Genomic DNA, 24,107 nt, shown 5'->3' on the forward strand with positions numbered 1-24,107 from the left:
GGGCCGGGCAGGGACCGGCTCCCCCTCAACACAGCCGTATCCGGGAAAGCGCGTCCCAGCGCTTTCCCGTCGGCGGAACGCACGACGCTCCACAGAACGCGCCCACCTCGAAAAGCCGACCGCGCGGAGCCGGGCAGGGACCGGCCCACCCTCGACACAGCCGTATCCGGAAAAGCGCGTCCCAGCGCTTTCCCGTCGGCGGAACGCACGACGCTCCACCGAACGCGCCCACCCCGAAAAGCCGACCGCGCGGAGCCGGACAAGGACCGGCCCACCCTCGACACAGCCGTATCCGGGAAAGCGCGTCCCAGCGCTTTCCCGTCGGCGGAACGCACGACGCTCCATAGAACGCGCCCACCCCGAAAAGCCGACCGCGCGGAGCCGGACAAGGACCGGCCCCCCCTCGACACAGCCGTATCCGGAAAAGCGCGTCCCAGCGCTTTCCCGTCGGCGGAACGCACGACGCTCCATGGAACGCGCCCACCTCGAGCGGCCGACTGCGTGGAGCCGGGCAAGGACCGGCTCCCCACCAACACAGCCGTATCCGGGAAAGCGCGTCCCAGCGCTTTCCCGTCGGCGGAACGCCCGACGCTCCACGGAACGCCCCCACCTCGCTGAGCCGACCGCGCCGGGCCGGGCAGGGACCGGCTCCCCCCTCAACGCAGCCGTATCCGGTGAAGCGCGTGCCAGCGCTTCACCGTCGGCGGAACGCACGACGCTCCACCGAACGCGCCCACCTCGAGAAGCCGACCGCGCCGAGCCGGGCAAGGACCGGCTCGGAATCCAACTCAGAACCAGTCGGATTCCCGGACGGCCTTCATGGCGGCGCGGCGGTCGTCCTGGGAGAGGCGGTCGAGGTAGAGGCGTCCGTCGAGGTGGTCGCATTCGTGCTGGAGGGCCTGGGCCATGAGGCCGTCGCCTTCGAGGACGATCTCGTTGCCGTCGAGGTCGGTGCCGCGGACCTTCGCGTGCGGGTAGCGGATCGCGGGGTACCAGAGGTTCGGGACGGAGAGGCAGCCCTCGTCGACCGGTTGCGGGTCTCCGCTGAGCTCGATGATCTCGGGGTTGAGGATGTACCCGATGACGCCGTCGACGTTGTAGCTGAAGGCGCGGAGGTTGACGCCGATCTGGGGGGCTGCGACGCCGGCGCGTCCGGGCGGTCGGACGCTGTCGACGAGGTCCTCGACGAGGCCGCGGACGCCGGCGTCGACCGTCTCGATGGTCGTGGACGGGGTCTTCAGCACCGGGTCCCCGAAGATGCGGATCTGGCGTTCGGTCATGTGGTGCGCTCCCTCAGGGCCTCCTCCGCGCTCAGGAGGGCGTTCTCGACGACTTCGCTCGCTGCGGGGTGCGGCCAGTACTGGCTGCGGGCGAGTCCGCGGATGCCGGTGCCGGCGCTGGCGGCCTGGACGAGCGGCTGAATGAGGATACTGGCCTGCGGCCCGATGATGTGCGCGCCGAGGAGGGCGCCGTCGATGCCGACGACCAGGAGGCAGGCGCTGGAGTCGTCCTCGAGCGCCCAGCCGAAGGCGGTGGAGCCGTACTCCTGGGTGACGGTGACGACGTCCAGGCCCTGGTCCCGCGCTTCGGCCGCGGTGAGCCCGAAGTGGGCGATCTGCGGGTGGGCGAAGATCGCGCCGGGCACCGGCGAGAGGGTGTTGGAGAGCAGCTCGCCCGGGTGCAGGAGGTTGTGCGCCACGAGGCGCGCCTCGTGGTTGGCGACGTGCTTGAGCTGCCAGCGGGACGACACGTCGCCGAGGGCGAAGAGGCCGGGCACGGGGCGTCCGCCGGAGAGGACGCGCTGCTCGGGGTCGACGCTGATCCGGCCGTCCTCGTGCAGATCGATCCCGACGGAGGCGGCGGCGACCGTGTCGCTGTTGGGGTCGCGGCCGAGGGCGACGAGGAGCAGGTCGGTCTCGACCGTCGTGCCGTCGCTGAGGGCGACGCGGAGCCCGTCAGGGCGGGCGTCGACGCTCTCGGCGCTCACTCCGGTGAGCACCGTGTACCGCTCGGCGGCGATCCCGGTGAACCGGCGCGAGACGTCCTCGTCGAGGGCGCGGAGGAGGCGGTCGCCGCGGACGGCGACGGTCACGGCCGTGCCGAAGGAGGAGAAGACGTGGGCGAACTCGACGGCCACCGCGCCGCCGCCGAGGATCAGCATCCGCTCGGGGAGCTCGTCGAGCCGCATGACGGAGGAGGAGTCCTGGATGCGGGGGTCCGGCTCGTACGCGGCGAGGAGCGGCCTGGGCCGCGAGCCGGCGGCCACGACCACCTGCGGCGCACTGATGCGGGCACCGCTGGCGCTGACGAGGACGTGCGGGCGGTCGCCGTCTCCGAGCGACTCGAAGCCGAAGCTCTCGCGGAGGACGGTCACGTTCGGGGATCGCTGATCGCGGTACTCGAAACCGCCCTCGCTGATCGCGTCGATCCGGCCGAACACCCGGTCGCGCACCTCGGCCCACTCGGGGCGGCGGAGGCGGGAGTGGACGCCGATCGGGCCGCCCTGGTCGACGTCGGTGACCACGTCGGCGACATGGACGAACATTTTGGTCGGGATGCAGCCGGCGTTGAGGCAGGTGCCGCCGAACCACTCCCCGTCGTCGAGGATCGCGACCCGCAGGCCGTCGAACTCCGGACCGACGATCGAGTTGCCGGAGCCGGCCCCGATGACGATCAGGTCGAAGGCGTCGGTGGACGCGTCGGGCCCGTCGGTGCGGTCCTGGTGCGCGGCGGACGCCGCCCCGGAAGCCCGGGGCTCAGACACGTCGGACCGGCATGCCCTCGACCACGAGCGCGGCGAGCAGGCGCGCGGCGTCCTTCGTGCCCTCGCGCAGCTGCTCCCACTTCACCACGGAGCCGGCGGCGAGCACCGGGTCGTAGGGGATCCGGACGATGTCGCGGACGCGGGAGCGGAAGTGCGACTCGATCTCCTCCAGCTTCACCAGGCTCGTGCCCTGCGTCGCCGTGTTGAGCGCGACGACCGCGTTGCGCACCAGGGCGCCGTAGCCGTTCGCGTCCAGCCAGGTGAGGGTCTCGGAGGCCAGGCGGGCCTCGTCGACGCTGCCGCCCGAGACGATCACCACCGTGTCGGCGCGCTGCAGCGTGGGCCGCATCACCGAGTGCACGATGCCCGTGCCGCAGTCGGTGAGCATGATCGAGTAGAAGCGCTCGACCAGGTCGGCGACCACGTTGTAGTCGTCCTCGTCGAAGGCCTCGGAGAGCTGCGGGTCGGTGTCGGAGGCGAGGACGTCGAGGCGGGTCTCGTCGCGGGAGACCATCGTCGAGAACTCGGTGAACCCCGTCACGCCGGCCGCGCGGTTCACGACGTCGCGGACGGTCGCCCGCGTCTGCTTGGGGACGCGCTCGGCCAGGGTGCCGCGGTCGGGGTTCGCGTCGACCGCGATGATGCGGTCCTCGCGCGCGTCGGCGAGGGCCATGCCCAGGAGCGTCGTGACCGTGGTCTTGCCGACGCCGCCCTTGCGGGTCATGACCGGGACGAAGCGGGTGCCGCCCTCGAACTGCCGGCCGATCCGCTCGTCCATCGCCTTCCACGCCTTCACCTTGGCGGAGTCGCCGAGGTTGACCGTGTGGAAGGTCAGGCCGTAGAGGAAGCGGTGCCAGCCGCCCGTGGGAGCGGGACGGGTCTTGCGGTTGACCTCCAGGAGCCTGTCCGGAGTGAGCATCGACGCCGACTCGGGGACGGCGGCGCTCGGCGCGGACGGGGCGGGAGCGGCGCTCGAGGACTCGGCGCGGAGGCGGTCGCGGCGCGTGGGGACGGCGGCGGGCTCCCCCGCGGACTCGGACGCCGCGGGCTTCTCGGCGGACTCCGCTCGGGCGGGGATCCCCGCCGAGACCGGTCCGTTCGCGCCGGACGGGTGAGCGGGAGCCGGTGAGGGGGTCGGAGCAGGACTCGGCTCCGGGGGCACGAGAGCGCGCGAGCGCGAGGGCGGCAGGCCGAGGCGGCCGACGTCGATCGCGTCCTCGTCCTCGACCGGAGCGGGGGCGGTGGAGCGGCGTCGCGGGCCGGGCGGAGTGATCCGCACGCCGTCGGGCAGGAGGGTCGGAGCGGTGTCGCTCGCTCGCGGGGAGTACTGACCCGATTCCCGAGCCGCGTCCATGGCGGTCCGCGGCGTGGGACCGGTGCCGGTGTCGGGCTGTTCGTCGTTGCGCTCATCCATGCGAACGAGCCTCCTTCCGCTCAGGACGAGTGTACCGGCGGGCCCGGATCGCGCCGGGCGGCTTGGTCGGAGCGCGCTCCGACTGCTAGTGCGGCCCGCTTCCGGATGCGGCGCGGACGGCGCGTGCAGCGAACGGTTAGGTTCTGCCGCCCGGAGGAACGTAAAGTAGTCAGCCATGCATGTACTCAGCGTGAGCTCCCTCAAGGGCGGCGTCGGCAAGACCACGGTGACGCTCGGCCTTGCATCCGCGGCGTTCTCGAAGGGCCTGCGAACGCTGGTCGTCGACCTCGATCCCCAGTCCGACGTGTCGACCGGAATGGACATCAACGTCGCCGGCCACCTCAACATCGCCGACGTCCTGACGTCGCCGAAGGAGAAGATCGTCCGCTCGGCGATCGCCCCCTCCGGCTGGACCAAGGAGCACCACGGCACGATCGACGTGCTGATCGGCAGCCCCTCCGCGATCAACTTCGACGGGCCGCACCCCAGCATCCGCGACATCTGGAAGCTCGAGGAGGCCCTCGCGAGCGTCGAGGCCGACTACGACCTCGTGCTGATCGACTGCGCCCCGTCGCTCAACGCCCTGACCCGCACGGCCTGGGCCGCGAGCGACCGCGTCGCCGTCGTCACGGAGCCGGGCCTGTTCTCGGTGGCCGCCGCCGACCGGGCGCTCCGGGCGATCGAGGAGATCCGCCGCGGACTCAGCCCGCGCCTCCAGCCGCTGGGCATCATCGTCAACCGCGCCCGCGTCCAGTCGCTGGAGCACCAGTTCCGGATCAAGGAGCTGCGCGACATGTTCGGGCCGCTCGTCCTCAGCCCGCAGCTCCCGGAGCGCACCTCCCTTCAGCAGGCGCAGGGCGCGGCGAAGCCCGTCCACGTCTGGCCCGGGGAGAGCGCCCAGGAGATGGCGCACAACTTCGACCTGCTGCTCGACCGCGTCATCCGCACCGGACGCATCGGCGAGCAGGTCCCCGCCGCGACCTAGGGCCGGCGGGTCCGCCGGACTTCTCCGGCTCGAGATCTCGGGACGCGGGCGATGCTCGGTGCCCGAGGAGTGCCAGGGACGGCGCCGGCGGACGCTCGGCGTCGGAGTTCAGCGCGGACTCTCGATGCGCGGGCGGAGCCCATCGTCGGATCCGCAGGGCGGGACACGGACGGAGCCCGTCATCGGACCCGCATGCTAGCGGGCGTGATCGGCGGGGAGCTCGCGTCCGGCGGACGGATCACGCGGGCGGGGCCCGCCATTCGACCAGCTCGGTGAGACTCGGGTGCCGCCCGTTGCCCGCTCAGCACGGCTGCAGGCAGGTCCGCTCCTGATCAGCTGAGCGCGCGGAGGAGACCCCGGAGTCCCCGGGGCCGCGGCCGACCCGCGAGGGGTGGGCGGTCAGCCGACGCGGCGGGAGGCGCGGCGCTGGGCGAGCTCGTCGCCCGGGTCGACCGACTGGTGGTCGAGCTCGACGAGGCTCGACTCGACTTCGCGGAGGACCTTGCCGACGGCGATGCCGAAGACGCCCTGGCCGCGGCTGAGCAGGTCGATGACCTCGTCGTTCGAGGTGCAGAGGTAGACGCTCGCGCCGTCGCTCATCAGGGTCGTCTGGGCGAGGTCGTCGACCCCGGACTCGCGGAGCTGGTTGACCGCCGTGCGGATCTGCTGGAGCGAGATCCCGGTGTCGAGCAGGCGCTTGACCAGCTTCAGCACGAGGATGTCGCGGAAGCCGTAGAGGCGCTGCGTGCCGGAGCCGGACGCGCCGCGCACGGTGGGCTCGACGAGCTCGGTCCGCGCCCAGTAGTCGAGCTGACGGTAGGTGATCCCCGCGGCGCGCGCCGCGACGGCCCCGCGGTAGCCCGCGTCGGCGTCGAGCTCGGGCAGTCCGTCGGTGAACAGGACGAGGTCGCGCTGGCCGCTGACGTCGCGGCTGACTTCTCTCATCCCTGTGCCTCTCGGATCCGGACGCCGGATCCTCCGAACGCGCTCCCTACCGTACCGACCGGCGCAGGCCGAGTAAACGACATCGGCCTCGGCGCCGCGGCGTGTCGCACGGGCCGCCCGACGGCCGGCGGCGCGGCCCTCACGAGCGGGCGATCCGCGAGAGGGCGCTGCGCACCATCGCCCCGCGGATCGTGCCCAGCTGGGTCGCGAGCCCCACCGCGTTCTCGGCAGCGCCGGCGGAGCCGGACGCCTCTCCGCGGCGGGCGCTGGAGGCGACGACGCTCTCGATGAGCGACATCTCGCGCTCGACGGCGACGCGGAGCGGTCGGAGATGGCGGGGCTCGATACCGGATCGGCCGAGGTCGACGAGCGCCTTGAGCGTCGTCACGGCCTCGTCCCCGAACACGTCGCCGCCCCGCACGAGCCCGGCGGCGATGGCCTCCTGGACGAGAGCGGGCGTGGCACCGGACTCGGCCGCGAGGCCCTCGCGGGTCAAGCGCGTGGCGGGGCCGAGGAGCGAGGCGCTCGGACCCCCGACGCCGGCCGGCAGGGCGGGCTCGCGCCCGGCGTCGATGTCGTCGAGGTACCCGCGGATGACCTTGAGGGGGAGGTAGTGGTCGCGCTGCAGCGCGAGGATCATCCGGAGCCGCTCGACGTCGGAGCCCGAGAACTTGCGGTAGCCGGAGTCGGTGCGGGCCGGCGAGACGAGCCCCTGCTCCTCGAGGAAGCGCAGCTTGGACGGGGTGACGTCCGGGAACTCACTGGTCAGCCTGGCCAGCACCTGCCCGATGCTCAGCAGAGCGGCGGAGCCGGTGGGGAGGGCGCGCGCGGAGGAGCGGCCCACGGCTCACGCGTCCGGAGCGGCGACGAGGTCGGCGCGGGACGCGTAGAAGGTGAGTCGGAACTTGCCGACCTGCACCTCGGAGCCGTCGGTGAGGATCGCGGACTCGATCCGGACCCCGTCGAAGTAGGTGCCGTTCAGGGAGCCGAGGTCGTGGACCTCGAACGCCGTGCCCCGGCGGACGAACTCGGCGTGCCGGCGCGAGACCGTGACGTCGTCGAGGAAGATGCCCGCATCGGGGTGACGGCCGACCGTCGTGGAGTCGGTGTCGAGGAGGAAGCGGGCGCCGGTGTTCGGTCCGCGCCGCACGACCAGCAGCGCGGATCCCGAGGGCAGAGCGCCGACGGCCTCGGCCTCCTCGCGCGACGCGCGGTTGTCGAGAGCGGCGAGCTGGGCGCCGATGTCGTCGGTGAACGTCAGAGTCGTCTCCGTCGACGGCTCACCGGGAACGGAATTGTGCTGGGCGGATGATGCTCCACCGACGGGCTCGACCAAGACGTACCTCCTATCAGGTCAGCGTATCCGAATCGTGACCCTCGTCGGACCCCTGCGCACCTGTGCGGACCCCCAGGACGAGGTCCCGTGTCTGGACGGCGTAGACGATCCCGGCCCACCAGTAGAGGAACGCGCCCCACAGCGCGAAGGCCCAGGCGATGGGGAGCGAGGCGGGCGCGAGGGCCGGGAACGCCTGCCCCAGCATGATCAGCGGGAGCGCGTAGAAGAGGCAGAAGGTCGCGAATTTCCCCAGGTGGTGCACGGGAAGCGGTCCGTAGCCGTTGTTCGCCAGGACGACCGCCAGGACCACGAGCATCAGGTCGCGGGCGAGCAGCACGGCGACCAGCCACCAGGGCACCAGTCCGCGGGCCGCGAGGCCCAGGACGGTGGCGAAGATGTAGAGGCGGTCGGCGGCCGGATCGAGGACGCGGCCGAGGCGCGTCATCTGGTCGAAGCGGCGCGCGATCCAGCCGTCGAGGTAGTCGGTGAGGCTCGAGACGACGAGGGTCAGGAGCGCGAGCGCGTCCTCGCCGAGGACCACGAGCACGAGGAACACCGGCACCAGCGCGAGACGCACCATGCTGAGGACGTTCGGGACCGTCCAGATCCGGTCCTCACCGGTGCGCGCCATGCGCCCAGCCTAGGCGGGGCGCACGGCGGCGTGGTCAGCGCTTGTCGCGCCAGACCCGCTCGAACGGCAGGCGCCAGGCGTGCGGCGCGATCAGCTGGTGGATGGCGTTCGGCCCCCAGGAGCCGGGCGCGTAGAGACGGACGGGCGGCGGATCCTGCAGGAGGGGCGCGGAGACCTCCCAGAGCCGCTCGATGCCCTCCGCGGTGGTGAACAGCGTGTGGTCTCCGCGCATCGCGTCGAGGATCAGGCGCTCGTAGGCCTCGAGAGCGTCGCCCGCGCGGTCGGTCTCCTGGAGCGCGAACTGCATGCTCAGCTTGTCGAGCCGCATGCCGGGACCGGGGCGCTTCCCGTAGAACGAGAGCGAGACCTTCGAGGCGTCCGCCAGGTCGAAGGTGAGGTGGTCCGGGCCGTGGGCACCGACTCCGGAGCCCTGCGGGAACATGCTCTTCGGGGGCTCGCGGAACGCGATCGAGATGATGCGCTGGCCCTCGGCCATCCGCTTGCCGGTGCGGAGGTAGAACGGCACTCCCGCCCAGCGCCAGTTGTCGATCTCGCACTTCAGCGCGACGAAGGTGTCGGTCTCGGAGTCGGCGGCGACGCCCGGCTCGTCGCGGTAGCCGATGTACTGGCCGCGCACCACGTTCTCGGGGTTCAGCGGACGCATCGAGCGGAAGACCTTGTTCTTCTCCTCGCTGATGGCCTGGGGCTCCAGCGCGGTCGGCGGCTCCATAGCCATGAACGCCAGCACCTGGAAGAGGTGGGTGACGACCATGTCCTTGTACGCGCCGGTGGACTCGTAGAACTCGGCGCGACGGTCGAGCGTGAGGCGCTCGGGGATGTCGATCTGGACGTGATCGATGAAGTTGCGGTTCCAGATGGGCTCGAAGAGGCCGTTGGCGAAGCGGAAGGCGAGGATGTTCTGCGCCGGCTCCTTGCCGAGGAAGTGGTCGATCCGGAAGATCTGCTCCTCGCTGAAGGTCTCGTGGAGCTCCGCGTTGAGGACGACCGCGCTCTCGAGGTCGACGCCGAACGGCTTCTCCATGATGATCCGCGAGCGCTCGACCAGCCCGGCCTCGGCGAGCATCCGCACGACGGAGAGAGCTGCCCTGGGCGGGACGCTGAGGTAGTGCAGCCGGCTCACGTCCGGGCCGAGGACCGCCTCGGCGTCGGTCACGGCGGCGGCCAGCGCGGCCGGACCGGCGGACTGCGGGACGTAGCGGAGCTTGGACGCGAACTCGTCCCACTGCGCCGGCGTCAGGGAGCGGCTCCCGAACTCGTCGTAGGCCAGCTTCGCGAAGGCGCGGAACGAGGCGTCGTCGTGCTCCTCGAGCGAGGTGCCGACGATCTGCAGGTCCGGTGCGAGGGAGGAGAGCGCGAGGTGGGCCATCCCCGGGATGAGCTTGCGCCGGGCCAGGTCGCCGACGGCGCCGAACAGCACGACGACATGGGGTGCCGCCTGCTCGGTCTGGACGGCGGGAGCGGGGGGTGCGGTTGTCACGGTCACCCCTCGATCATTCCAGTTCGGATAGTGACGCAGGCGTCATGTGCTCGATACGCACCGCCGCTAAGGTCTCTCCCGTGCATCCGTTCTCCGACGCGTCCGCCGCGACCGCAGCACCCGCCTCCGCCACCGCCCCCTCCTCCGCCGACGGGACGACCGCGCCTCCGCTCGACGAGAGGATCCGCGCCGACGTCCACCTGCTGGGCGAGCTGCTCGGCCAGGTGCTCCGCGAGTCGGGCGAGCCCTCCCTCTACGAGGACGTGGAGCGCCTGCGCGCGCTCACGATCAGCGCCTACGACAGCGGCGACGCCGCCGGGACCGCGGAGGCGGAGGAGTTCGTCGCCTCGCTCACGCTCGAGCGCGCCGAGGAGGTCGCCCGGGCGTTCACCTGCTACTTCCACCTCGTCAACGTGGCGGAGGAGTTCCACCGCGTCCGCGTGCTGCGCCGGCGCGAGGCCGACGCCGGCGCGCAGTCGCCCGAGGACTCGATCCTCGCCTCGATGCGCCGGCTGACCGGGGAGCTCGGGGAGGACGAGGCGTTCGCGCGCCTGTCCCGACTGGAGTTCCGCCCGGTCCTCACGGCGCACCCGACCGAGGCGCGCCGCCGCGCAGTGGCCTCGACCATCCGCCGCATCAGCGACCTGCTCGAGCAGCGCGACGACCCGCGCATGGGCGGCGTCGTGCTGGTGGAGATCCGCCGCAGGCTGCTGGCCGAGGTCGACACGCTGTGGCGCACCGCTCCGCTGCGCGAGTCCAAGCCCACTCCCCTCGACGAGGTGCGCACCGCGATGAGCGTCTTCGACGAGTCGCTGTTCTCGGTGCTCCCCCGCGTCTACCGCCGCCTCGACGACGCTCTGCTCGGCGAGGGCTCGGGCACCCGGGCTCCGGTCGCACCGGCCTTCGTCCGCCTGGGCACCTGGATCGGCGGCGACCGCGACGGCAATCCCTTCGTCACCGCCGAGACGACCCTCGCTGCGGTGGACATCGCCTCCGAGCACGTCCTCATGGGCCTCGAGCGGGTCGCCCGCCGCGTGGGCCGCGCGCTGACCCTCGACGCGTCGACCACTCCCCCGTCGGCCGCCGTCGAGGCGCTCTGGGCCTCCTGCGTCGAGCGGGCTCCCGAGCTCGCCGCCGACATCGCCGAGCGCTCGCCCAACGAGGCGCACCGCCGCGTCCTGCTCTTCGCGGCCGAGCGCCTGGCCGCGACCCGGTCCGAGGGGCCGCTGGCCTACTCCGCCGCCGCCGAGCTGCTGGCCGAGCTGCGCACCCTCCAGGAGTCCCTGGTCGAGGCCGAGGACGTCCGCGCCGCCTACGGCGACCTCCAGGACTTCGTCTGGCAGCTCGAGACCTTCGGCTTCCACCTCGCCGAGATCGAGGTGCGCCAGCACTCGAAGGTGCACCGCGAGACGATCGCCGCGATCCGCGCCGGCGAGGAGCTCGACGAGCGCGGCCTCGAGGTCCTGTCGGTGTTCCGGGCGATCGCGAAGGTCCAGGAGCGCTTCGGCACCGACGCGGCGAGGCGGTACATCGTCTCCTTCACGCAGTCGGCCGACGACCTGCGGACGGTCTTCGAACTGGCCGAGGCGGCGACCGACGGCAAGCCGCCGATCATCGACGCGGTCCCGCTCTTCGAGACCTTCGCCGACCTCGACGCCTCGACCGACATCCTCGCCGAGATGATCCGCCTCCCCCAGGTGCAGGCGCGCCTCGCGGCCACCGGCAACCGGCTCGAGGTGATGCTCGGCTACTCCGACTCGTCGAAGGACGTCGGACCGGTCTCGGCGACGCTCGCGCTCTACGACGCGCAGGCGCGCATCGCGCAGTGGGCGGCCGACGAGGGCATCGTGCTCACGCTGTTCCACGGGCGCGGCGGAGCGCTCGGCCGCGGCGGCGGGCCGGCCAACCGGGCCGTCCTCGCGCAGCCGCCCGGATCGGTGGACGGCCGCTTCAAGCTGACGGAGCAGGGCGAGGTCATCTTCGCCCGCTACGGCAACCCGGACATCGCCACCCGGCACATCGAGCAGGTGGCGGGAGCGACGCTGCTCGCCTCCTCCCCCGCGGTCGGCGAGCGCAACGCGGGCGCCGCGGAGCGCTTCGCCGAGGTGGCGGCGACGATGGACCGCGAGTCGCGCCGCCGCTTCTTCGAGCTCGTGAAGGCCGACGGCTTCGCGCCGTGGTTCGCCCGGGTCACCCCGCAGGAGGAGGTGGGCCTGCTCGCCCTCGGCTCGCGTCCGGCCCGCCGCGGCCTCTCCGTCGAGTCGCTCGAGGACCTGCGAGCGATCCCGTGGGTCTTCGCCTGGACCCAGGCCCGCGTCAACCTGACCGGCTGGTTCGGGCTGGGCAGCGCGCTCGAGGCCGTCGGCGACCTCGACCTGCTCCGCGAGGCCTACGCCTCCTGGCCGCTGTTCACGACGATGGTCGACAACGTCGAGATGTCGCTCGCGAAGACCGACGAGGGCATCGCCCGCCGGTACCTCGCCCTCGACTCCCGCGACGACCTCGCCGGACTCGTGCTCGACGAGATGGCGCTCACCCGCCGGTGGGTGCTCTCGATCACCGGCGAGGAGAGCCTGCTCACGGGCCACCGCGTGCTCGGCCGTGCCGTGCGCCTGCGCACCCCGTACGTCAACGCGCTCTCGCTCCTGCAGCTGCGCGCACTGAAGGCGCTCCGCACCGGCCCGGGCGGATCCGGGACGGAGCAGAACCAGCGGCTGCTCCTGCTCGCGGTCAACGGAGTCGCGGCGGGTCTGCAGAACACCGGCTGATCCCGGCTCGGAACGACGGAACCCCCGGCGGCCTCACGGCTGCCGGGGGTTCTCGTGCGTCTGCGGGCGCCTCCCGCCTGCGGAGCGGGTCGAGGCGCCGGGCGGATCAGGCCTGCGGGGCGACGCCGGCCTCCTGAGCGGCCTTCGCCTCCTCGTACTGGCGGCGCACCTCGACCATGTCGAGGCCGCGGACCTGCTCGATCAGGTTGTCGAGCGCGGGGGCGGGCAGGGCGCCGGGCTGAGCCATCAGCGGGATGCCGTCGCGGTACACCACGAGGGTGGGGATGGAGGAGATGCCGTAGCTCGCGGCGAGCTGCTGCTGGTCCTCCGTGTCGACCTTCGCGAACGTGATGTCGGCGTTCTTCTCGCTCGTGGCCTCGAAGACCGGAGCGAACTGCTTGCACGGGCCGCACCAGTCGGCCCAGAAGTCGATGAGGACGATGCCGTCGGCGATCGTCTGGTCGTGGGAGTCGAGGGTCATCGCAGTCGTAGCCATGGGGGATGCAACCGGGTGCCCCCGCGGCCTATTCCCGGGCGGGATCGAGGAGGTCGAGCAGCGACCGCGGACCGACCACGGCGGCCCCGAGCGCCTCGACGAGGGCGGCCAGCCCCCGGTCGGCCGTCACGACGACCGCGGTCTCGAGCGCGCCGACCAGCTCGACGATCGCGTCGTCGCCCGAGCCGTCGGCCGCGTGGACCGTCAGCCGCTCCGTGAGAGCGCCCGCCTCCGGACGGGCGGCGCGCGCCACTCCCTCGAGCACCACGGCGATGCGCGGCCAGACCGTGTCGGCGTCGATCCCCAGGAGACGGCCGGGGACGCCGGCCTCCGCGAGGCGGGCCAGGGAGGCGAGGAGGCGCTCCGCGGCGCCGGCGCGGTCGCGCCACCAGCCGTCGGGGCGTGAGCCGACCACGTTGGCGGCGTCCACGACGAGCACCGGGATCGAGGAGCCGAGCGCGCGCAGACCCGGCCAGGCCGCTCCGAAGCCCGGGTGCAGCGGCAGGGAGTCGACCTCGTCGGGGGCGACCCAGCGCAGCTCGGTGCTCTCGGCGTCGCTGATGCGGGGAGTGAAGTGCTCGCGGGACTCGGCCAGGACGGTGGAGTAGCTCCACGGTCCGATCACGACGACGCTGGAGAGCACGGGCAGGATCAGGTCGGCGGGGACGCCCGCCTCCTCCTCCGACTCCCGGAGGGCCGCCTCGAAGGCCGTCTCCTCGGGGTGACGGGCGCCGCCGGGCAGCCCCCAGGTGTCGCCAAAGTGGCTCCAGCTGACGCGGTGCTGGAGCAGGACGCGTCCCGACGGATCGCGCAGGAGGAGGCCGGCGGCGCCGAAGCGCCCCCAGAAGCGGCGTCCGTCGCCGATCTCGACCCAGCCGTCGCCGAGCGACGCGTCGAAGGGGTGGCGCGGGAGCACGGCGTCCGCGCCGGGGTCCTCGCTGGTCATGCCCTCCAGCCTCCCACACCGCGCCCGCCGCGCCCGACCCCGACGGGCTGGCAGAATCGGACGATGCGCCGCTCGAGACCCCTCCGCCTCGCGACGCTCGCCTGGCTCGCGCTGATCGCCCTGATCACGCTGACGCCCGCGCCCTACCCGGCCGGGGAGCCCAACGCGCTGATCCGCGGGATCATCGCCTTCCTCGCTTCCACGCCGCTCACCGGCTGGTTCGACTTCGACGTGGCGGAGTTCACTGCGAACGTGCTGCTCTTCGTGCCGCTCGGTGCGCTGATCGCCGCGCAGCTGCCGGCGGGTCGCCGCCTGTGGGCCGCCGTCATCGGGCTCGCCGTGTCGGCGGCCGTCGAGACCGCGCAGCTGCTGTGGCTGCCGACCCGCGTCTCCGACGTGCAGGACCTCGTCTCGAACGGCAGCGGCTCCCTGATCGGCGCCCTGCTGACGATCGCGCTGCTCCGCTTCTCCCCCCGCCGCCGCTCCCGGAAGGACCGCACCGCCCGTGCCCGCTGAGACCCTCGTCGTCCTCGACCGACCCTCCCTCGACGCCGAGGCGCACTCGCCGGGAGGACCCGCGCACCGCATCGATCCGAGCGGGCGCGGCGATCTGGACGTCACCGACCTCGGCTTCACCCGCGGCGACGGCGTGTTCGAGACGATCAACCTGGTCGACGGACGGCTGCAGGCGCTCGACGCGCACCTGGACCGCCTCGAGCGCTCGGCCCGGATGCTCGACCTGCCCCGGCCGGACCGGCCCGCCTGGCTCGAGGCGATCGGAGCGGCGGTGGCCGCGCACCCGCCCGTCGCCGAGGCGATGGTGAAGACGATCCTGACCCGCGGCGTCGAGGGCGGCGGGCGGCCCACCGGCGTCGTCTTCGTCCAGACCAGCCCGGACTTCGGCCCGGCCCGCCGCGACGGCGTGCGCGTAGTGCTGCTGGACCGCGGGCTGCGCTCGGACGTGCAGTCGACGTCCCCCTGGCTGCTCGCCGGCGCGAAGACGCTCTCGTACGCGGTGAACCGTGCGGCCGTGCGGGAGGCCGCCCGGCGCGGTGCCGACGACGCCCTGTTCGTGTCGAGCGACGGCTACCTGCTCGAGGGGCCGACCTCGAACCTCGTGCTGCTGGCGGGCGGGGAGCTCGTGACTCCTCCGCCGAGCCTCGGGCTGCTGCCCGGCACCACGCAGGCCGACCTGTTCGCGCTCGCGCCGGGCCTCGGCCTCGGGACGGCGGTGCGTCCGCTGCGCGCGGGCGATCTGGAGGCGGCGGACGCGGCGTGGCTGGTCTCGAGCGCGCGCAACGCCGCTCCCGTCCGTGCCGTCGACGGGACCGACCGCCGCGCCGACGCCGACCTCTCGGCCAGGATCAACGCCGCGCTGCTCGCCCGCTGAGCGTCCGACCCTCCTCCGTGGGACGCCCCGCGCCGAGCGCGGACGGCGTCCCGGAGGAGAGAGGGCTCAGGAGAGGCCGTCGACGTCCGCGGGGCCGCGGCTGATCAGTCCGCCGCGGACGTGCTCGACGGTGGGGTCGAGCTGGACCGGATCGCGCTCGTCCGCCGCCTCGTCGTTGATCACGGCCGAGACGATGCCGCGCCAGTCGGTGCCCTCGGCCACGGCCTCCTCGGAGCCGACGCGGCGTGTGACGAACACGGCCTCCGACTCCTCGCCCGCGTGCGAGATGACGGCGAGGACGCCGACGGTGCGACCGCCCGGGTGCTCGATCCGCCACTCCTCGTGCCCGGACGGGACGAGCGAGAACTCCAGGCCCGCGTGCGGGAAGCCGGTGGGGCGCAGCTCGGACGGGGATCCGCTCTGCGGAGGCGCGCCGCGGGTGGGGACCCCGGTGCCCTCGCCGCTCGTCGTGCTCATGCCGACGTCGCCGCGGGTTCCGCCGGCTCCGGAGCTGTCGTTCGCCGCGACCATGCGGTCGTCGCCGCTCCGCAGCGCGTCGTCCGCTCCGGTGTAGATGCTGTCGTCTCGGTTCATGGGAACCTCCTTGTCGGCGGCCAGTGTAGGACCGCGGGGTGGGTGGCGAGCGGGCGCCGTTCGTAGACTGGGGGGATGCAGATCCCGGTGACCGGTGCCGTGCGGGTGGACGCGTGGCTCTGGGCGGTGCGCATCTACAAGACGCGCTCCGCCGCGACGACCGCGGCTCGGGCCGGCCACATCCGCGTCAACGGCGAGCGGGCCAAGGCGGCGCAGACCGTGCGCGTCGGCGACGAGGTCCGCGCCCGGATCGGCGGCTTCGACCGGGAGCTGATCGTCCGCGGACTCGTGGTCAAGCGGGTCGGTGCGCCGGTGGCCGCCGAGTGCATGGAGGACCGGACACCCCCGCCGCCACCCCGGGAGTCCGCGCCGGGCGTGATCGTCCGTGACCGCGGAGCGGGCCGCCCGACCAAGCGCGACCGGCGCGACATCGAGCGCCTCCGCGGATTCTGACCGCGCGACCCGCCAGCGGCCTCAGGGGGCGAGTGCGCGCAGGCGCTCCAGGAGCCCCTCCGCCGCCTCGTCGAGGAACCGCTGCTGCAGCTCGTCGCCGACCTGGACGAGGGCGATGTCGGTGAAGCCCGCCTCGATGTAGGGCACGAAGCTCTGGGCGAGCTCGTCGAGATCGGGGCCGCAGGCGATCTGCTCGGCGACGTCCTCCGGGCGCACGAACTGGCTCGCTCCGGCGAAGCCGGCGGGGGTCGGCAGATCGGAGTTGACCGCCCAGCCGCCGGCGAACCAGCGGAACTGCTCGTGGGCCAGCGCCACTCCCTGCTCCTTGTCCGGCGCCCAGCAGATCGGGATCTGGCCGATCGTGCGCGAGGGGGCGGCGTCCGCACCGCGGACCGCGGTCCACTGCGAGATCAGATCCGCGTCGGGCTCGGTCGTGATGAGGTGGTCGCCGATCGGCGCGAAGCGGGCGATCGACTTCTCCCCCGAGACCGCCAGGCCGATCTCGACCGGCTTGTCCGGCAGGTCCCAGATGCGGGCGGAGTCGACGCGGAAGTACTCGCCCTCCCAGGTCACCAGCTCGCCGGTGTGCAGCTCGCGGATGAGGTGGACGGCCTCCTCGAGCATGTCCTGGCGCACGGCGACCGAGGGCCAGCCCTCGCCGACGACGTGCTCGTTGAGGTTCTCGCCCGAGCCGAGGCCGAGCGTGAAGCGGTCGTCGGAGAGGATCGCGAGCGTCGCGGCCTTCTGCGCGACCACGGCCGGGTGGTAGCGGATGGTCGGCGCGGTGACGTAGGTCGTGAGGTCGATGGTCGACGTGGCCTGCGCGACCGCTCCGAGCAGCGTCCAGGCGTAGGAGGCGTGCCCCTGCTCGGTCAGCCACGGCGAGTAGTGGTCGCTCGAGACCGCGAACTCGAAGCCGAGCCTCTCGGCGTCGACCGCGTAGCCCACCAGCTGCTTGGGTCCGCTCTGCTCGGTCATCAGGGTGTATCCGAATCGCACCATCGTCCGTCCTCGTTCCGCTCGTCGTGGATGCCCGGGGGCACGTCCCATGGTGGGCGGGGCGCCGGATGCGCGCTAACCCCTTGCCGCGGTCGCGAGCGGCGGCTAGCGCGGCGTCAGACGAAGCGGATGCGGTTCTGCACGCGGGTGCGGACCTCGAACGACTCGCCGTACCCGCCGAGCCGCGGGTCGTCCGTGCCGGAGCGCAGCAGCTGCGGCAGCAGCGAGCGGCGGATGACGACGGCGCCCTGGTGCCTGCCGCGCTCGACCTGCTCGAACGGCTGCTCCAGCGCGTCGTCCGGCACGACCACGACGCTCGTCGAGAAGCGGACGCCCAGCTCGCGGCCGAGACGGCGCGCGGCCTTCGCGAGCGAGGCGATCGGCTTCTCGTCCTCGGCGATCCCGGGGCCCTCCAGCTCGCCCTTCTTCAAGCGGACCGGGTCGCCCCAGTCGGCGGAGGTCAGCGCGAGCAGGCCGGCCGGCCCGAGCACGAGGTGGTCGATCTTGAGCCCGCCGTCGCCGACCGCGACGTCGTTCCAGATCGTGTAGGCGATGCCGAGCGCGCCGACGAGCGCGGCCGTCGCCTCCTCGGCCTGAGCCTTCGCGAGCCAGGAGCGGATCTCGCGAGGAGCGGAGCGGACGATCGCCGGGTCGAAGGGGTCCTCGGTCTCGACGCCGCGGCCGAGCCACTCGCGCACCAGGCGCAGGTAGTACTCGCGCGCTGCGCCTCCCGGGTGACCGTAGGAGCGGGCGCGCACGGCCGAGGCGGTCTGCGGGCGCGGCGAGCCAGTGTACGGCGACTGCGGGGAGGACCTCCCGGGGGCGGGAGCGCCTCGGTCGTAGTCGCCGCGGGCGGAGGCGCTGCCGATCCGCTCCCAGGCGAGCTGCACCGCGTGGAACGACGCGGCGTCGCCTCCCGTGTCCGGATGGGTCTCGCGGAGGCGGAGCCGGTACGCCCGGCGGAGCTCGTCGTCGGACGCGGTGGCGGCGACGCCCAGCACCTCGTAGGGGGTGCGGGCGGCGTGGCTGTCGGGCATGTGCTTCCGGGAGGGTCGGGGCGGGGGGGTTCCGAGTGTATCGACGCGGGCCGGGCGCCCGGTGGGAGCGCGCACCGCGTCGGCTCGGAACGCGCCGAGCGCCCAGCGGGGGAACGGGCGCCCGGCGGGGGTCAGTGCGCGAGCAGCTCGCGCACCCGCGGGATGACCTGCGTGCCGTAGAGCTCGATGTTGCGCATGATCGCCGGGTGCGGCAGCGTCCCGGCGCTGTACTTGAGGTCGAAGCGGTCGATGCCCAGGGCCTCGACCGTTCGCGCGATCTTCCGGGCGACCGTCTCGGGCGAGCCGAGGTGGATGGCGCCGTCGGGGCCGGCCTCCTCCTCGAAGCGCTCGCGGGTCATCGGGGACCAGCCGCGCTCGCGGCCGATGGCGTCCATCATCGCCCTGTGGTGCGGGAAGTACAGCTCGCGCGCCTCCTCGTCGGTGTCGGCGACGAAGCCGGGCGAGTGCACGGCGACCGGGAGGCGGGGCTGCTCGAGCTGGTCGAGCGCGCGGCCGAAGAGGTCGACATAGGGGCGGAAGCGGGCCGGCGAGCCGCCGATGATCGCCAGGACGAGCGGGAAGCCGTACCGGGCGGCGCGGACGACCGACTCGGGGCTGCCGCCGACGCCGATCCAGGTGCGGAGAGTGCCGTTGTCGAGGGTCGGGTAGACGCTCTGCTCGGTGAGCGCGGGGCGGGTCGTGCCCTGCCAGGTGACCGGGCCGCCCTTTATCAGAGCGTGGAAGAGGTCGAGCTTCTCCTCGAAGAGGACCTCGTACTGCGCGAGGTCGTAGCCGAAGAGCGGGAAGGACTCGGTGAAGGAGCCGCGGCCGAGGATGACCTCGGCCCGGCCGCCGGAGAGTCCGTCGAGGGTGGCGAAGCGCTGGTAGACGCGCACCGGGTCGTCCGAGGAGAGGACCGTCACGGCGGAGCCGAGGTGGATGCGCTCGGTGCGGGCCGCGATGGCGGCGAGCACGACGTCCGGTGCGCTCACGGCGAAGTCGGCGCGGTGGTGCTCGCCGATCCCGAAGAAGTCGATGCCGACCCGGTCGGCCAGGACTCCCTCCTCGACCACGTCGCGGAGGACCTGGCCGTGCGGCAGCGGGGCGCCGTCGGGGCCGGCGGTGACGTCGCCGAACGTGTCGACGCCGAACTTGACTTCATGCATACTCATGGACTTCTGCAACCTCCGGGGGTCGACGGCTATTCCTGCGGGCGGGGTCCGACGTCCCCGGGCAGGAGCGCGTCGGAAGAGACGATCCCCGCCTCGAGCGCCGGCTCGCGGTAGGCGCGCCCGAGCGAGGCGACGGTGTCGTGCGCGTTCAGGCCGCTCGGGTTTGGCAGCACCCAGAGCGGCGCGCCCGCCACGTCCTCCTCCTGCCTGCCCTGCACCGCCCTGCGGCTTCCGAACGCGATCCGGTAGGCGGTGATGCCGACGACCGCGACGGCCCGGGGCCGCACCCGCTCCACGGTGGCGACCAGCCGCTGAGCGCCCTCGCGCAGCTCCTCCGCGGTCAGCTCGTCGGCACGGGCGGTCGCCCGGGAGGCGAGATTGGTGATGCCGACGCCGCGGGAGACGAGCTCCGCGCGGTCCGCGGCGCTCATCCCCTCGGACACGCGCGGCGCGCGCTCGAGGATCCCGGCCGCGATGAGCGCCGGGTAGAAGCGGTTGCCGGGGTGGGCGAAGTGCGCGCCGGTGGCGGCGGTCCACAGTCCCGGGTTGATGCCGACGAAGAGGAGCCGGACGTCGTCGCCCAGCAGGTCCTCGACGGTGCGGTCCTGGAACGCTGCGAGCTCGGCGCGGGTGAACGGCATGCGACCATCCTGCCGCGGCGCAAGTCCTCTCGGCACGGGGTCGCCGGTGCCAGCATGGAGGCATGACGAACGCATCCCAGGACCACCCGATCCAGCACGGCAGCGACGACGCGCAGCTCGACGAGAAGCTGCGCGGCGTGCTGCTGCAGGTCGCCGGCGACGCCGAGCTGCGACCGGAGGAGGACGTCGAGACCCTGCTGCGCCAGCGCCTGCGCGACACGCGGATCTCGATCTCGGACGAGGCGATCCCGGGGCTCGCCAAGCGCATCCCCGGACTCATGCAGCGCGGGGGCGGCGACGTGAACCCCGGGGCGCACTAGCCCCGAGGGACGGGCGCGGGCCGAGCGGCCGCTCGGGCCGCGCCTCCTCGCGCTACTCGGGGACCGCCGGGCCCTTGCGGTGGTGGTCGAACACCAGGCTCGTGCGCGTCGAGGCCACCGCCGGGTTCGCCGAGAGGTTCGAGACCACGAAGTCCCGCACGTCGCTGGAGTCGCGGACCGCGACGTGGATGATGAAGTCCTCCGAGCCGCCGAGGAAGAACACCTGCACCACCTCGGGCAGCGCGCGGATCTCCTCCGCGAAGCGCGTGATCGCCTGGCGCTGGCCGACGCGGATGCTGACGCTGATCAGCGCCTGCAGGGTCAGGCCGAGCGCCGCCGGGTCGAGCTCGGCGGTGAAGCCGGTGATGACGCCGCGCTCGACGAGGCCACGGACGCGTGCGACGCAGGTCGACGGGGCGATGCCGGCGCGCTCGGCGAGCCGGCTGTTGGGCGTCCGCGCGTCTGCGCGGAGGAGGCGCACCAGGGTCCGGTCGACCGGATCCAGGTCGTCGAGGTCGTGCAGATCCTTCGGTGGCATGCGCCCGCTCCCCCACTCCGCCGACGAACCTTCGGCCCGTGCGGTGACTTCCGACCGATTATGCGGAATTCCTCCGCCCCGGGCACGATCTTCGCACGATGGGGGCGAGCCGGTGCAGGATCGGCGCCCACCGCCCGCCCCGCGGGCCGCAGCGAAGGAGCCGCCGTGCGCGTCGGGATCCCCACCGAGATCAAGAACAACGAGAACCGGGTTGCCGCCACTCCGGCCGGCGTCCACGAGCTGGTGCGCCGCGGCCACGAGGTCCTGGTCGAGGCCGGCGCGGGCCTGGGCTCCCGCGTGTCGGACGACGACTTCCGCCGCGCCGGCGCCCGCGTCGTCGACGGGCCCGACGAGGTCTGGGGCGAATCCGAGCTGGTCCTCAAGGTCAAGGAGCCGATCGAGGCCGAGTACCCGCGGATGCGCCGCGACCAGGTGCTCTTCACCTACCTCCACCTCGCCGCCTCCCGCCCGTGCACCGATGCGCTGCTCGCCGCCGGGACGACCTCCATCGCCTACGAGACGGTCCAGCTGGACGACCGGCGGCTGCCGCTGCTCTCGCCGATGAGCGAGGTCGCCGGGCGCCTGTCGATCACGGTCGGCGCGTACCACCTCATGAGCGCCGTCGGCGGACGGGGCACGCTGCTCGGCGGGGTCCCCGGCACTCCGAAGGCGAAGGTCGTCGTGATCGGCGGCGGCACGGCCGGCGAGCACGCCGCGGCCAACGCCCTCGGCATGGGGGCCGACGTCACGATCGTCGACCTCTCGCTCCCCCGCCTCGCGCAGCTCGAGAACCGCTTCCAGGGCGCGATCCAGACCCGCGCCTCCTCGGCCTACGAGATCGCCGCGCAGCTGGCCGACGCCGACCTCGTGATCGGATCCGTCCTCATCCCGGGCGCCAAGGCGCCCAAGCTGGTGACCGACGAGATGGTCGCCACGATGAAGCCGGGCTCGGTGCTGGTCGACATCGCGATCGACCAGGGCGGCTGCTTCGAGGGCTCGCGTCCGACCACGCACGACGACCCGGTGTTCCCCGTGCACCGGAGCGTCTACTACTGCGTCGCGAACATGCCCGGCGCCGTTCCCGAGACCTCGACCCGCGCGCTCACCAACGCGACGCTCCCCTACGCGCTCGCGCTGGCCGACCGCGGGTGGCGGGCCGCCCTGGCCGCCGACCCGGCGCTCGCCCGCGGCCTGAGCACCCACGACGGCCGGGTGACGAACACCGCCGTCGCCGCGGCCTTCGACCTCCCGGCCGTGCCGGTGGAGTCGCTGCTGCTCTAGGCGCCCGCGGGCGCGAGGCCGAGCCCCCCGAGGATCTCGGCGATCTCCTCCTCCGGAGCGCCGCCCAGGTCGACCGTGACGTGGAGCTCGTCGTCGCCGAGGGGCTCGAGCGCCTCGAACTGCGAGTCGAGCAGCGTGGTCGGCATGAAGTGGCCGACCCGCGAGGCGAGCCGCCCGGCGATACGGTCCCTCGATCCCGCGAGGTGCGCGAAGACGAGGTCGTCGCGGCGCAGGACGTCGCGGTAGCGGCGGCGCAGGGCCGAGCAGGTCACGACGACCGAGCCGCCCGCGGCGATCTGCTGGTCCACCACGCGGGCGATCTCGGCCAGCCAGGGCGCCCGGTCCTCGTCGGTCAGCGGGATGCCGGCGTGCATCTTGTCGACGTTCGCCTGCGGGTGCAGGTCGTCCCCCTCGAGGAACTCCCAGCCGAGTCGGCGCGCCAGGAGCGACGCGACGGTCGACTTGCCGCTGCCGGAGACGCCCATGACGACGACGGCGCGGACGGGGACGGTGGGAAGAGCGGTCATCAGATACCTCCTACGAAGAGACCGATCAGGAGGACCCCGGCGAGCCCGGTCACCGAGACCAGGCACTCCATCACGGTCCAGGTCTTGAGCGTCTGGCCGATGCTGAGCCCGAGGTACTCCTTCACCAGCCAGAACCCGGCGTCGTTGACGTGCGACAGGAACACCGAGCCGGCGCCGATCGCGAGCACCATGAGGGCGACCATCGGCCCGTCCATGGTCTCGGTCAGCGGCTGGAGGATCCCTGCGGCGGTCACGGTGGCGACGGTCGCGGAGCCGGTGGCGACGCGGATCACGACGGCCACGAGCCAGGCGAGCAGCAGCGCCGAGGCGCCGCTCCCCTCCGCGAGCTGGGCGACCACCCCGCCGATCCCGGTGTCGACGAGGACCTGCTTGAAACCGCCGCCCGCGCCGACGATGAGCAGGATGCCCGCGATCGGCGGCAGCGAGCTCGAGAGCGAGGCCTGCAGCTCGGTGCGGTTCATCCGGCCGCCGCGTCCGAGCAGGACCAGACCGGCCAGGAGCGCGATCCCCAGCGCGATGGTCGGTGTGCCGAGGAAGTCGAGGGCGCCCTTCCAGGCGTCCGTGGATCCGGGGGCCGCGATGTCGGCGATCGCCTTGCCCAGCATCAGCACGACCGGCAGCAGGATGCTCGCGACGGCGGCGGCGAAGCCCGGGCGGTGCTCGCGCGTCTCGCCCGCGCCCTCGCCGAAGAGCGGCGGCGTCTCCACCGGCGCCCAGCGGGCGGCGACCCGGCCGAAGAGCGGGCCGGCGACGACGACGGTGGGGATCGCGACCAGGACGCCGAACGCGAGGGTCACGCCGAGGTTCGCGCCGAGCGCGTCGATCGCGACCAGCGGTCCGGGGTGGGGCGGGACGAGGCCGTGCATCACCGAGAGGCCGGCGAGCGTCGGGATCGCCACCTTCATCAGCGGCAGACCGCTCCGGCGGGCGACCAGGATCACGACCGGGATCAGCAGCACGAGCCCGACCTCGAAGAACATCGGCAGCCCGATCAGCGCGCCGACGAAGCCCATCATCCAGGGCAGCGCGCGAGTGCTCGAGCGGGCGATGAGGGTGTCCACGATGCGGTCCGCGCCGCCCGAGTCGGCGAGGAGCTTGCCGTACATCGCGCCGAGGCCGATGAGGATGCCGACGCCGCCCATGGTGTTGCCGAACCCCAGCGCGAAGCTGGCGACCGCGTCCGCCGCCGCCAGCCCCGCGATCAGGCCCGTCGTCAGCGCTCCGATCAGCAGGGAGACGAAGGGGTGCAGCTTCAGCCAGGTGATCAGCACGACGATCACGGCGATGCCGACGACGGCGGCGAGGATCAACTGCCCCTGCCCGGCGGTGGTGGCGGGGGCGTCCCCGGCGG

25 protein-coding genes are annotated in these 24,107 nt (G+C 73.1%); 7 read left to right on the forward strand and 18 right to left on the reverse strand.

What is annotated here, in order from left to right:
- Window positions 1-788: 788 nt before the first annotated feature.
- Genes def through C5C44_RS13225 form a run of 3 tightly spaced genes read right to left on the reverse strand, consistent with a single transcriptional unit; the run spans window position 789 to window position 4,178 of the window.
- Window positions 789-1,280 (reverse strand): peptide deformylase, encoded by a 492-nt coding sequence (def, locus tag C5C44_RS13215; RefSeq protein ID WP_104222578.1) that lies wholly within the window; start codon window positions 1,278-1,280, stop codon window positions 789-791.
- Complete coding sequence (locus C5C44_RS13220) at window positions 1,277-2,764, reverse strand: mycothione reductase (RefSeq protein ID WP_104336001.1); 1,488 nt, start codon at window positions 2,762-2,764, stop codon at window positions 1,277-1,279. Before C5C44_RS13220 ends, def begins: the two co-directional genes overlap by 4 nt.
- On the reverse strand, window positions 2,757-4,178 hold the full coding sequence (locus C5C44_RS13225; protein ID WP_258066744.1) for a MinD/ParA family protein: 1,422 nt from the start codon (window positions 4,176-4,178) through the stop codon (window positions 2,757-2,759). Before C5C44_RS13225 ends, C5C44_RS13220 begins: the two co-directional genes overlap by 8 nt.
- Before the next feature lie 175 nt (window positions 4,179-4,353).
- Here C5C44_RS13225 and C5C44_RS13230 point away from each other — a divergent pair, with 175 nt between their 5' ends.
- On the forward strand, window positions 4,354-5,163 hold the full coding sequence (locus C5C44_RS13230; protein ID WP_104222576.1) for a ParA family protein: 810 nt from the start codon (window positions 4,354-4,356) through the stop codon (window positions 5,161-5,163).
- 399 nt (window positions 5,164-5,562) lie between these two features.
- Here the strand turns inward: C5C44_RS13230 and C5C44_RS13235 are convergent, their stop codons facing one another.
- From C5C44_RS13235 to zwf, 5 genes are all read right to left on the reverse strand, one after another.
- Window positions 5,563-6,108 carry a MerR family transcriptional regulator gene (locus C5C44_RS13235; protein ID WP_104222575.1) on the reverse strand — a complete coding sequence of 182 codons (546 nt, stop codon included), beginning with the start codon at window positions 6,106-6,108 and terminating at the stop codon, window positions 5,563-5,565.
- 139 nt (window positions 6,109-6,247) lie between these two features.
- Window positions 6,248-6,952 (reverse strand): MerR family transcriptional regulator, encoded by a 705-nt coding sequence (locus tag C5C44_RS13240; RefSeq protein ID WP_104222574.1) that lies wholly within the window; start codon window positions 6,950-6,952, stop codon window positions 6,248-6,250.
- Between the two features lie 3 nt (window positions 6,953-6,955).
- A complete protein-coding gene (locus tag C5C44_RS13245) occupies window positions 6,956-7,444 on the reverse strand; it encodes an FHA domain-containing protein (protein WP_104222573.1) in 489 nt (162 codons plus the stop codon).
- A 13-nt stretch (window positions 7,445-7,457) separates the two neighbouring features.
- Window positions 7,458-8,075, reverse strand: a complete 618-nt coding sequence (locus tag C5C44_RS13250) for a CDP-alcohol phosphatidyltransferase family protein (RefSeq protein WP_104222572.1) — start codon at window positions 8,073-8,075, stop codon at window positions 7,458-7,460.
- A 34-nt stretch (window positions 8,076-8,109) separates the two neighbouring features.
- Complete coding sequence (zwf, locus tag C5C44_RS13255) at window positions 8,110-9,573, reverse strand: glucose-6-phosphate dehydrogenase (RefSeq protein WP_104225448.1); 1,464 nt, start codon at window positions 9,571-9,573, stop codon at window positions 8,110-8,112.
- A 44-nt stretch (window positions 9,574-9,617) separates the two neighbouring features.
- Here zwf and C5C44_RS13260 point away from each other — a divergent pair, with 44 nt between their 5' ends.
- Window positions 9,618-12,341, forward strand: coding sequence for a phosphoenolpyruvate carboxylase (locus C5C44_RS13260; protein ID WP_104336002.1), 2,724 nt, complete (start codon window positions 9,618-9,620; stop codon window positions 12,339-12,341).
- Between the two features lie 106 nt (window positions 12,342-12,447).
- On the opposite strand, the gene trxA is transcribed toward C5C44_RS13260, so the two are convergent.
- Both trxA and C5C44_RS13270 read right to left on the reverse strand, forming a co-directional pair.
- Window positions 12,448-12,837 carry a thioredoxin gene (gene trxA / locus C5C44_RS13265; RefSeq protein ID WP_104222570.1) on the reverse strand — a complete coding sequence of 130 codons (390 nt, stop codon included), beginning with the start codon at window positions 12,835-12,837 and terminating at the stop codon, window positions 12,448-12,450.
- A 28-nt stretch (window positions 12,838-12,865) separates the two neighbouring features.
- Complete coding sequence (locus C5C44_RS13270) at window positions 12,866-13,783, reverse strand: NUDIX domain-containing protein (protein WP_104336003.1); 918 nt, start codon at window positions 13,781-13,783, stop codon at window positions 12,866-12,868.
- A gap of 63 nt (window positions 13,784-13,846) precedes the next feature.
- Between C5C44_RS13270 and C5C44_RS13275 the strand changes: the two genes are divergently transcribed.
- A complete protein-coding gene (locus C5C44_RS13275; RefSeq protein WP_104336004.1) occupies window positions 13,847-14,299 on the forward strand; it encodes a VanZ family protein in 453 nt (150 codons plus the stop codon).
- Complete coding sequence (locus C5C44_RS13280) at window positions 14,289-15,173, forward strand: aminotransferase class IV (RefSeq protein ID WP_104336005.1); 885 nt, start codon at window positions 14,289-14,291, stop codon at window positions 15,171-15,173. The genes C5C44_RS13275 and C5C44_RS13280 overlap by 11 nt, the downstream gene beginning before the upstream one ends.
- A 66-nt stretch (window positions 15,174-15,239) precedes the next feature.
- Here the strand turns inward: C5C44_RS13280 and C5C44_RS13285 are convergent, their stop codons facing one another.
- Window positions 15,240-15,767 carry a hypothetical protein gene (locus C5C44_RS13285; protein WP_104238684.1) on the reverse strand — a complete coding sequence of 176 codons (528 nt, stop codon included), beginning with the start codon at window positions 15,765-15,767 and terminating at the stop codon, window positions 15,240-15,242.
- 75 nt (window positions 15,768-15,842) lie between these two features.
- Here C5C44_RS13285 and C5C44_RS13290 point away from each other — a divergent pair, with 75 nt between their 5' ends.
- Complete coding sequence (locus tag C5C44_RS13290; RefSeq protein WP_181027140.1) at window positions 15,843-16,220, forward strand: RNA-binding S4 domain-containing protein; 378 nt, start codon at window positions 15,843-15,845, stop codon at window positions 16,218-16,220.
- Window positions 16,221-16,241: 21 nt separating this feature from the next.
- On the opposite strand, the gene C5C44_RS13295 is transcribed toward C5C44_RS13290, so the two are convergent.
- From C5C44_RS13295 to C5C44_RS13310, 4 genes are all read right to left on the reverse strand, one after another.
- Window positions 16,242-17,222 (reverse strand): TIGR03557 family F420-dependent LLM class oxidoreductase, encoded by a 981-nt coding sequence (locus C5C44_RS13295; protein ID WP_104250740.1) that lies wholly within the window; start codon window positions 17,220-17,222, stop codon window positions 16,242-16,244.
- A 113-nt stretch (window positions 17,223-17,335) separates the two neighbouring features.
- A complete protein-coding gene (locus tag C5C44_RS13300; protein ID WP_104247154.1) occupies window positions 17,336-18,256 on the reverse strand; it encodes a DnaJ domain-containing protein in 921 nt (306 codons plus the stop codon).
- A gap of 131 nt (window positions 18,257-18,387) precedes the next feature.
- Window positions 18,388-19,422 carry an LLM class flavin-dependent oxidoreductase gene (locus C5C44_RS13305; protein ID WP_104336006.1) on the reverse strand — a complete coding sequence of 345 codons (1,035 nt, stop codon included), beginning with the start codon at window positions 19,420-19,422 and terminating at the stop codon, window positions 18,388-18,390.
- 35 nt (window positions 19,423-19,457) lie between these two features.
- Window positions 19,458-20,069, reverse strand: coding sequence for a mismatch-specific DNA-glycosylase (locus tag C5C44_RS13310; RefSeq protein WP_104336007.1), 612 nt, complete (start codon window positions 20,067-20,069; stop codon window positions 19,458-19,460).
- A gap of 62 nt (window positions 20,070-20,131) precedes the next feature.
- On the opposite strand from C5C44_RS13310, the gene C5C44_RS13315 reads away from it, so the two are divergent.
- On the forward strand, window positions 20,132-20,389 hold the full coding sequence (locus C5C44_RS13315; protein ID WP_104222561.1) for a hypothetical protein: 258 nt from the start codon (window positions 20,132-20,134) through the stop codon (window positions 20,387-20,389).
- Between the two features lie 52 nt (window positions 20,390-20,441).
- Here C5C44_RS13315 and C5C44_RS13320 read toward each other — a convergent pair whose 3' ends face one another.
- Complete coding sequence (locus C5C44_RS13320; protein ID WP_104222560.1) at window positions 20,442-20,927, reverse strand: Lrp/AsnC family transcriptional regulator; 486 nt, start codon at window positions 20,925-20,927, stop codon at window positions 20,442-20,444.
- 165 nt (window positions 20,928-21,092) lie between these two features.
- On the opposite strand from C5C44_RS13320, the gene ald reads away from it, so the two are divergent.
- On the forward strand, window positions 21,093-22,208 hold the full coding sequence (gene ald, locus C5C44_RS13325; RefSeq protein ID WP_104233361.1) for an alanine dehydrogenase: 1,116 nt from the start codon (window positions 21,093-21,095) through the stop codon (window positions 22,206-22,208).
- Here the strand turns inward: ald and C5C44_RS13330 are convergent.
- Both C5C44_RS13330 and C5C44_RS13335 read right to left on the reverse strand, forming a co-directional pair.
- Window positions 22,205-22,735, reverse strand: coding sequence for a gluconokinase (locus C5C44_RS13330; RefSeq protein WP_104336008.1), 531 nt, complete (start codon window positions 22,733-22,735; stop codon window positions 22,205-22,207). The genes ald and C5C44_RS13330 overlap by 4 nt on opposite strands.
- On the reverse strand, window positions 22,735-24,107 hold a 1,373-nt coding region (locus tag C5C44_RS13335), incomplete at its 5' end, for a GntP family permease (RefSeq protein ID WP_374953974.1). The genes C5C44_RS13330 and C5C44_RS13335, both read right to left, overlap by 1 nt.

This window comes from Rathayibacter sp. AY1F6, assembly GCF_002932035.1.
Lineage (GTDB): Bacteria > Actinomycetota > Actinomycetes > Actinomycetales > Microbacteriaceae > Rathayibacter.

Excerpts from the sequence above, each read along its gene's own strand:
- def (WP_104222578.1), bottom strand. The coding sequence starts at position 1,280 with ATGACCGAACGCCAGATCCGCATCTTCGGGGACCCGGTGCTGAAGACC.
- C5C44_RS13225 (WP_258066744.1), bottom strand. The coding sequence starts at position 4,178 with ATGGATGAGCGCAACGACGAACAGCCCGACACCGGCACCGGTCCCACG.
- C5C44_RS13230 (WP_104222576.1), top strand. The coding sequence starts at position 4,354 with ATGCATGTACTCAGCGTGAGCTCCCTCAAGGGCGGCGTCGGCAAGACC.
- C5C44_RS13235 (WP_104222575.1), bottom strand. The coding sequence starts at position 6,108 with ATGAGAGAAGTCAGCCGCGACGTCAGCGGCCAGCGCGACCTCGTCCTG.
- C5C44_RS13250 (WP_104222572.1), bottom strand. The coding sequence starts at position 8,075 with ATGGCGCGCACCGGTGAGGACCGGATCTGGACGGTCCCGAACGTCCTC.
- C5C44_RS13260 (WP_104336002.1), top strand. The coding sequence starts at position 9,618 with ATGTGCTCGATACGCACCGCCGCTAAGGTCTCTCCCGTGCATCCGTTC.
- trxA (WP_104222570.1), bottom strand. The coding sequence starts at position 12,837 with ATGGCTACGACTGCGATGACCCTCGACTCCCACGACCAGACGATCGCC.
- C5C44_RS13270 (WP_104336003.1), bottom strand. The coding sequence starts at position 13,783 with ATGACCAGCGAGGACCCCGGCGCGGACGCCGTGCTCCCGCGCCACCCC.
- C5C44_RS13275 (WP_104336004.1), top strand. The coding sequence starts at position 13,847 with ATGCGCCGCTCGAGACCCCTCCGCCTCGCGACGCTCGCCTGGCTCGCG.
- C5C44_RS13285 (WP_104238684.1), bottom strand. The coding sequence starts at position 15,767 with ATGAACCGAGACGACAGCATCTACACCGGAGCGGACGACGCGCTGCGG.
- C5C44_RS13290 (WP_181027140.1), top strand. The coding sequence starts at position 15,843 with ATGCAGATCCCGGTGACCGGTGCCGTGCGGGTGGACGCGTGGCTCTGG.
- C5C44_RS13295 (WP_104250740.1), bottom strand. The coding sequence starts at position 17,222 with ATGGTGCGATTCGGATACACCCTGATGACCGAGCAGAGCGGACCCAAG.
- C5C44_RS13300 (WP_104247154.1), bottom strand. The coding sequence starts at position 18,256 with ATGCCCGACAGCCACGCCGCCCGCACCCCCTACGAGGTGCTGGGCGTC.
- C5C44_RS13305 (WP_104336006.1), bottom strand. The coding sequence starts at position 19,422 with ATGCATGAAGTCAAGTTCGGCGTCGACACGTTCGGCGACGTCACCGCC.
- C5C44_RS13310 (WP_104336007.1), bottom strand. The coding sequence starts at position 20,069 with ATGCCGTTCACCCGCGCCGAGCTCGCAGCGTTCCAGGACCGCACCGTC.
- C5C44_RS13315 (WP_104222561.1), top strand. The coding sequence starts at position 20,132 with ATGACGAACGCATCCCAGGACCACCCGATCCAGCACGGCAGCGACGAC.
- C5C44_RS13320 (WP_104222560.1), bottom strand. The coding sequence starts at position 20,927 with ATGCCACCGAAGGATCTGCACGACCTCGACGACCTGGATCCGGTCGAC.
- C5C44_RS13330 (WP_104336008.1), bottom strand. The coding sequence starts at position 22,735 with ATGACCGCTCTTCCCACCGTCCCCGTCCGCGCCGTCGTCGTCATGGGC.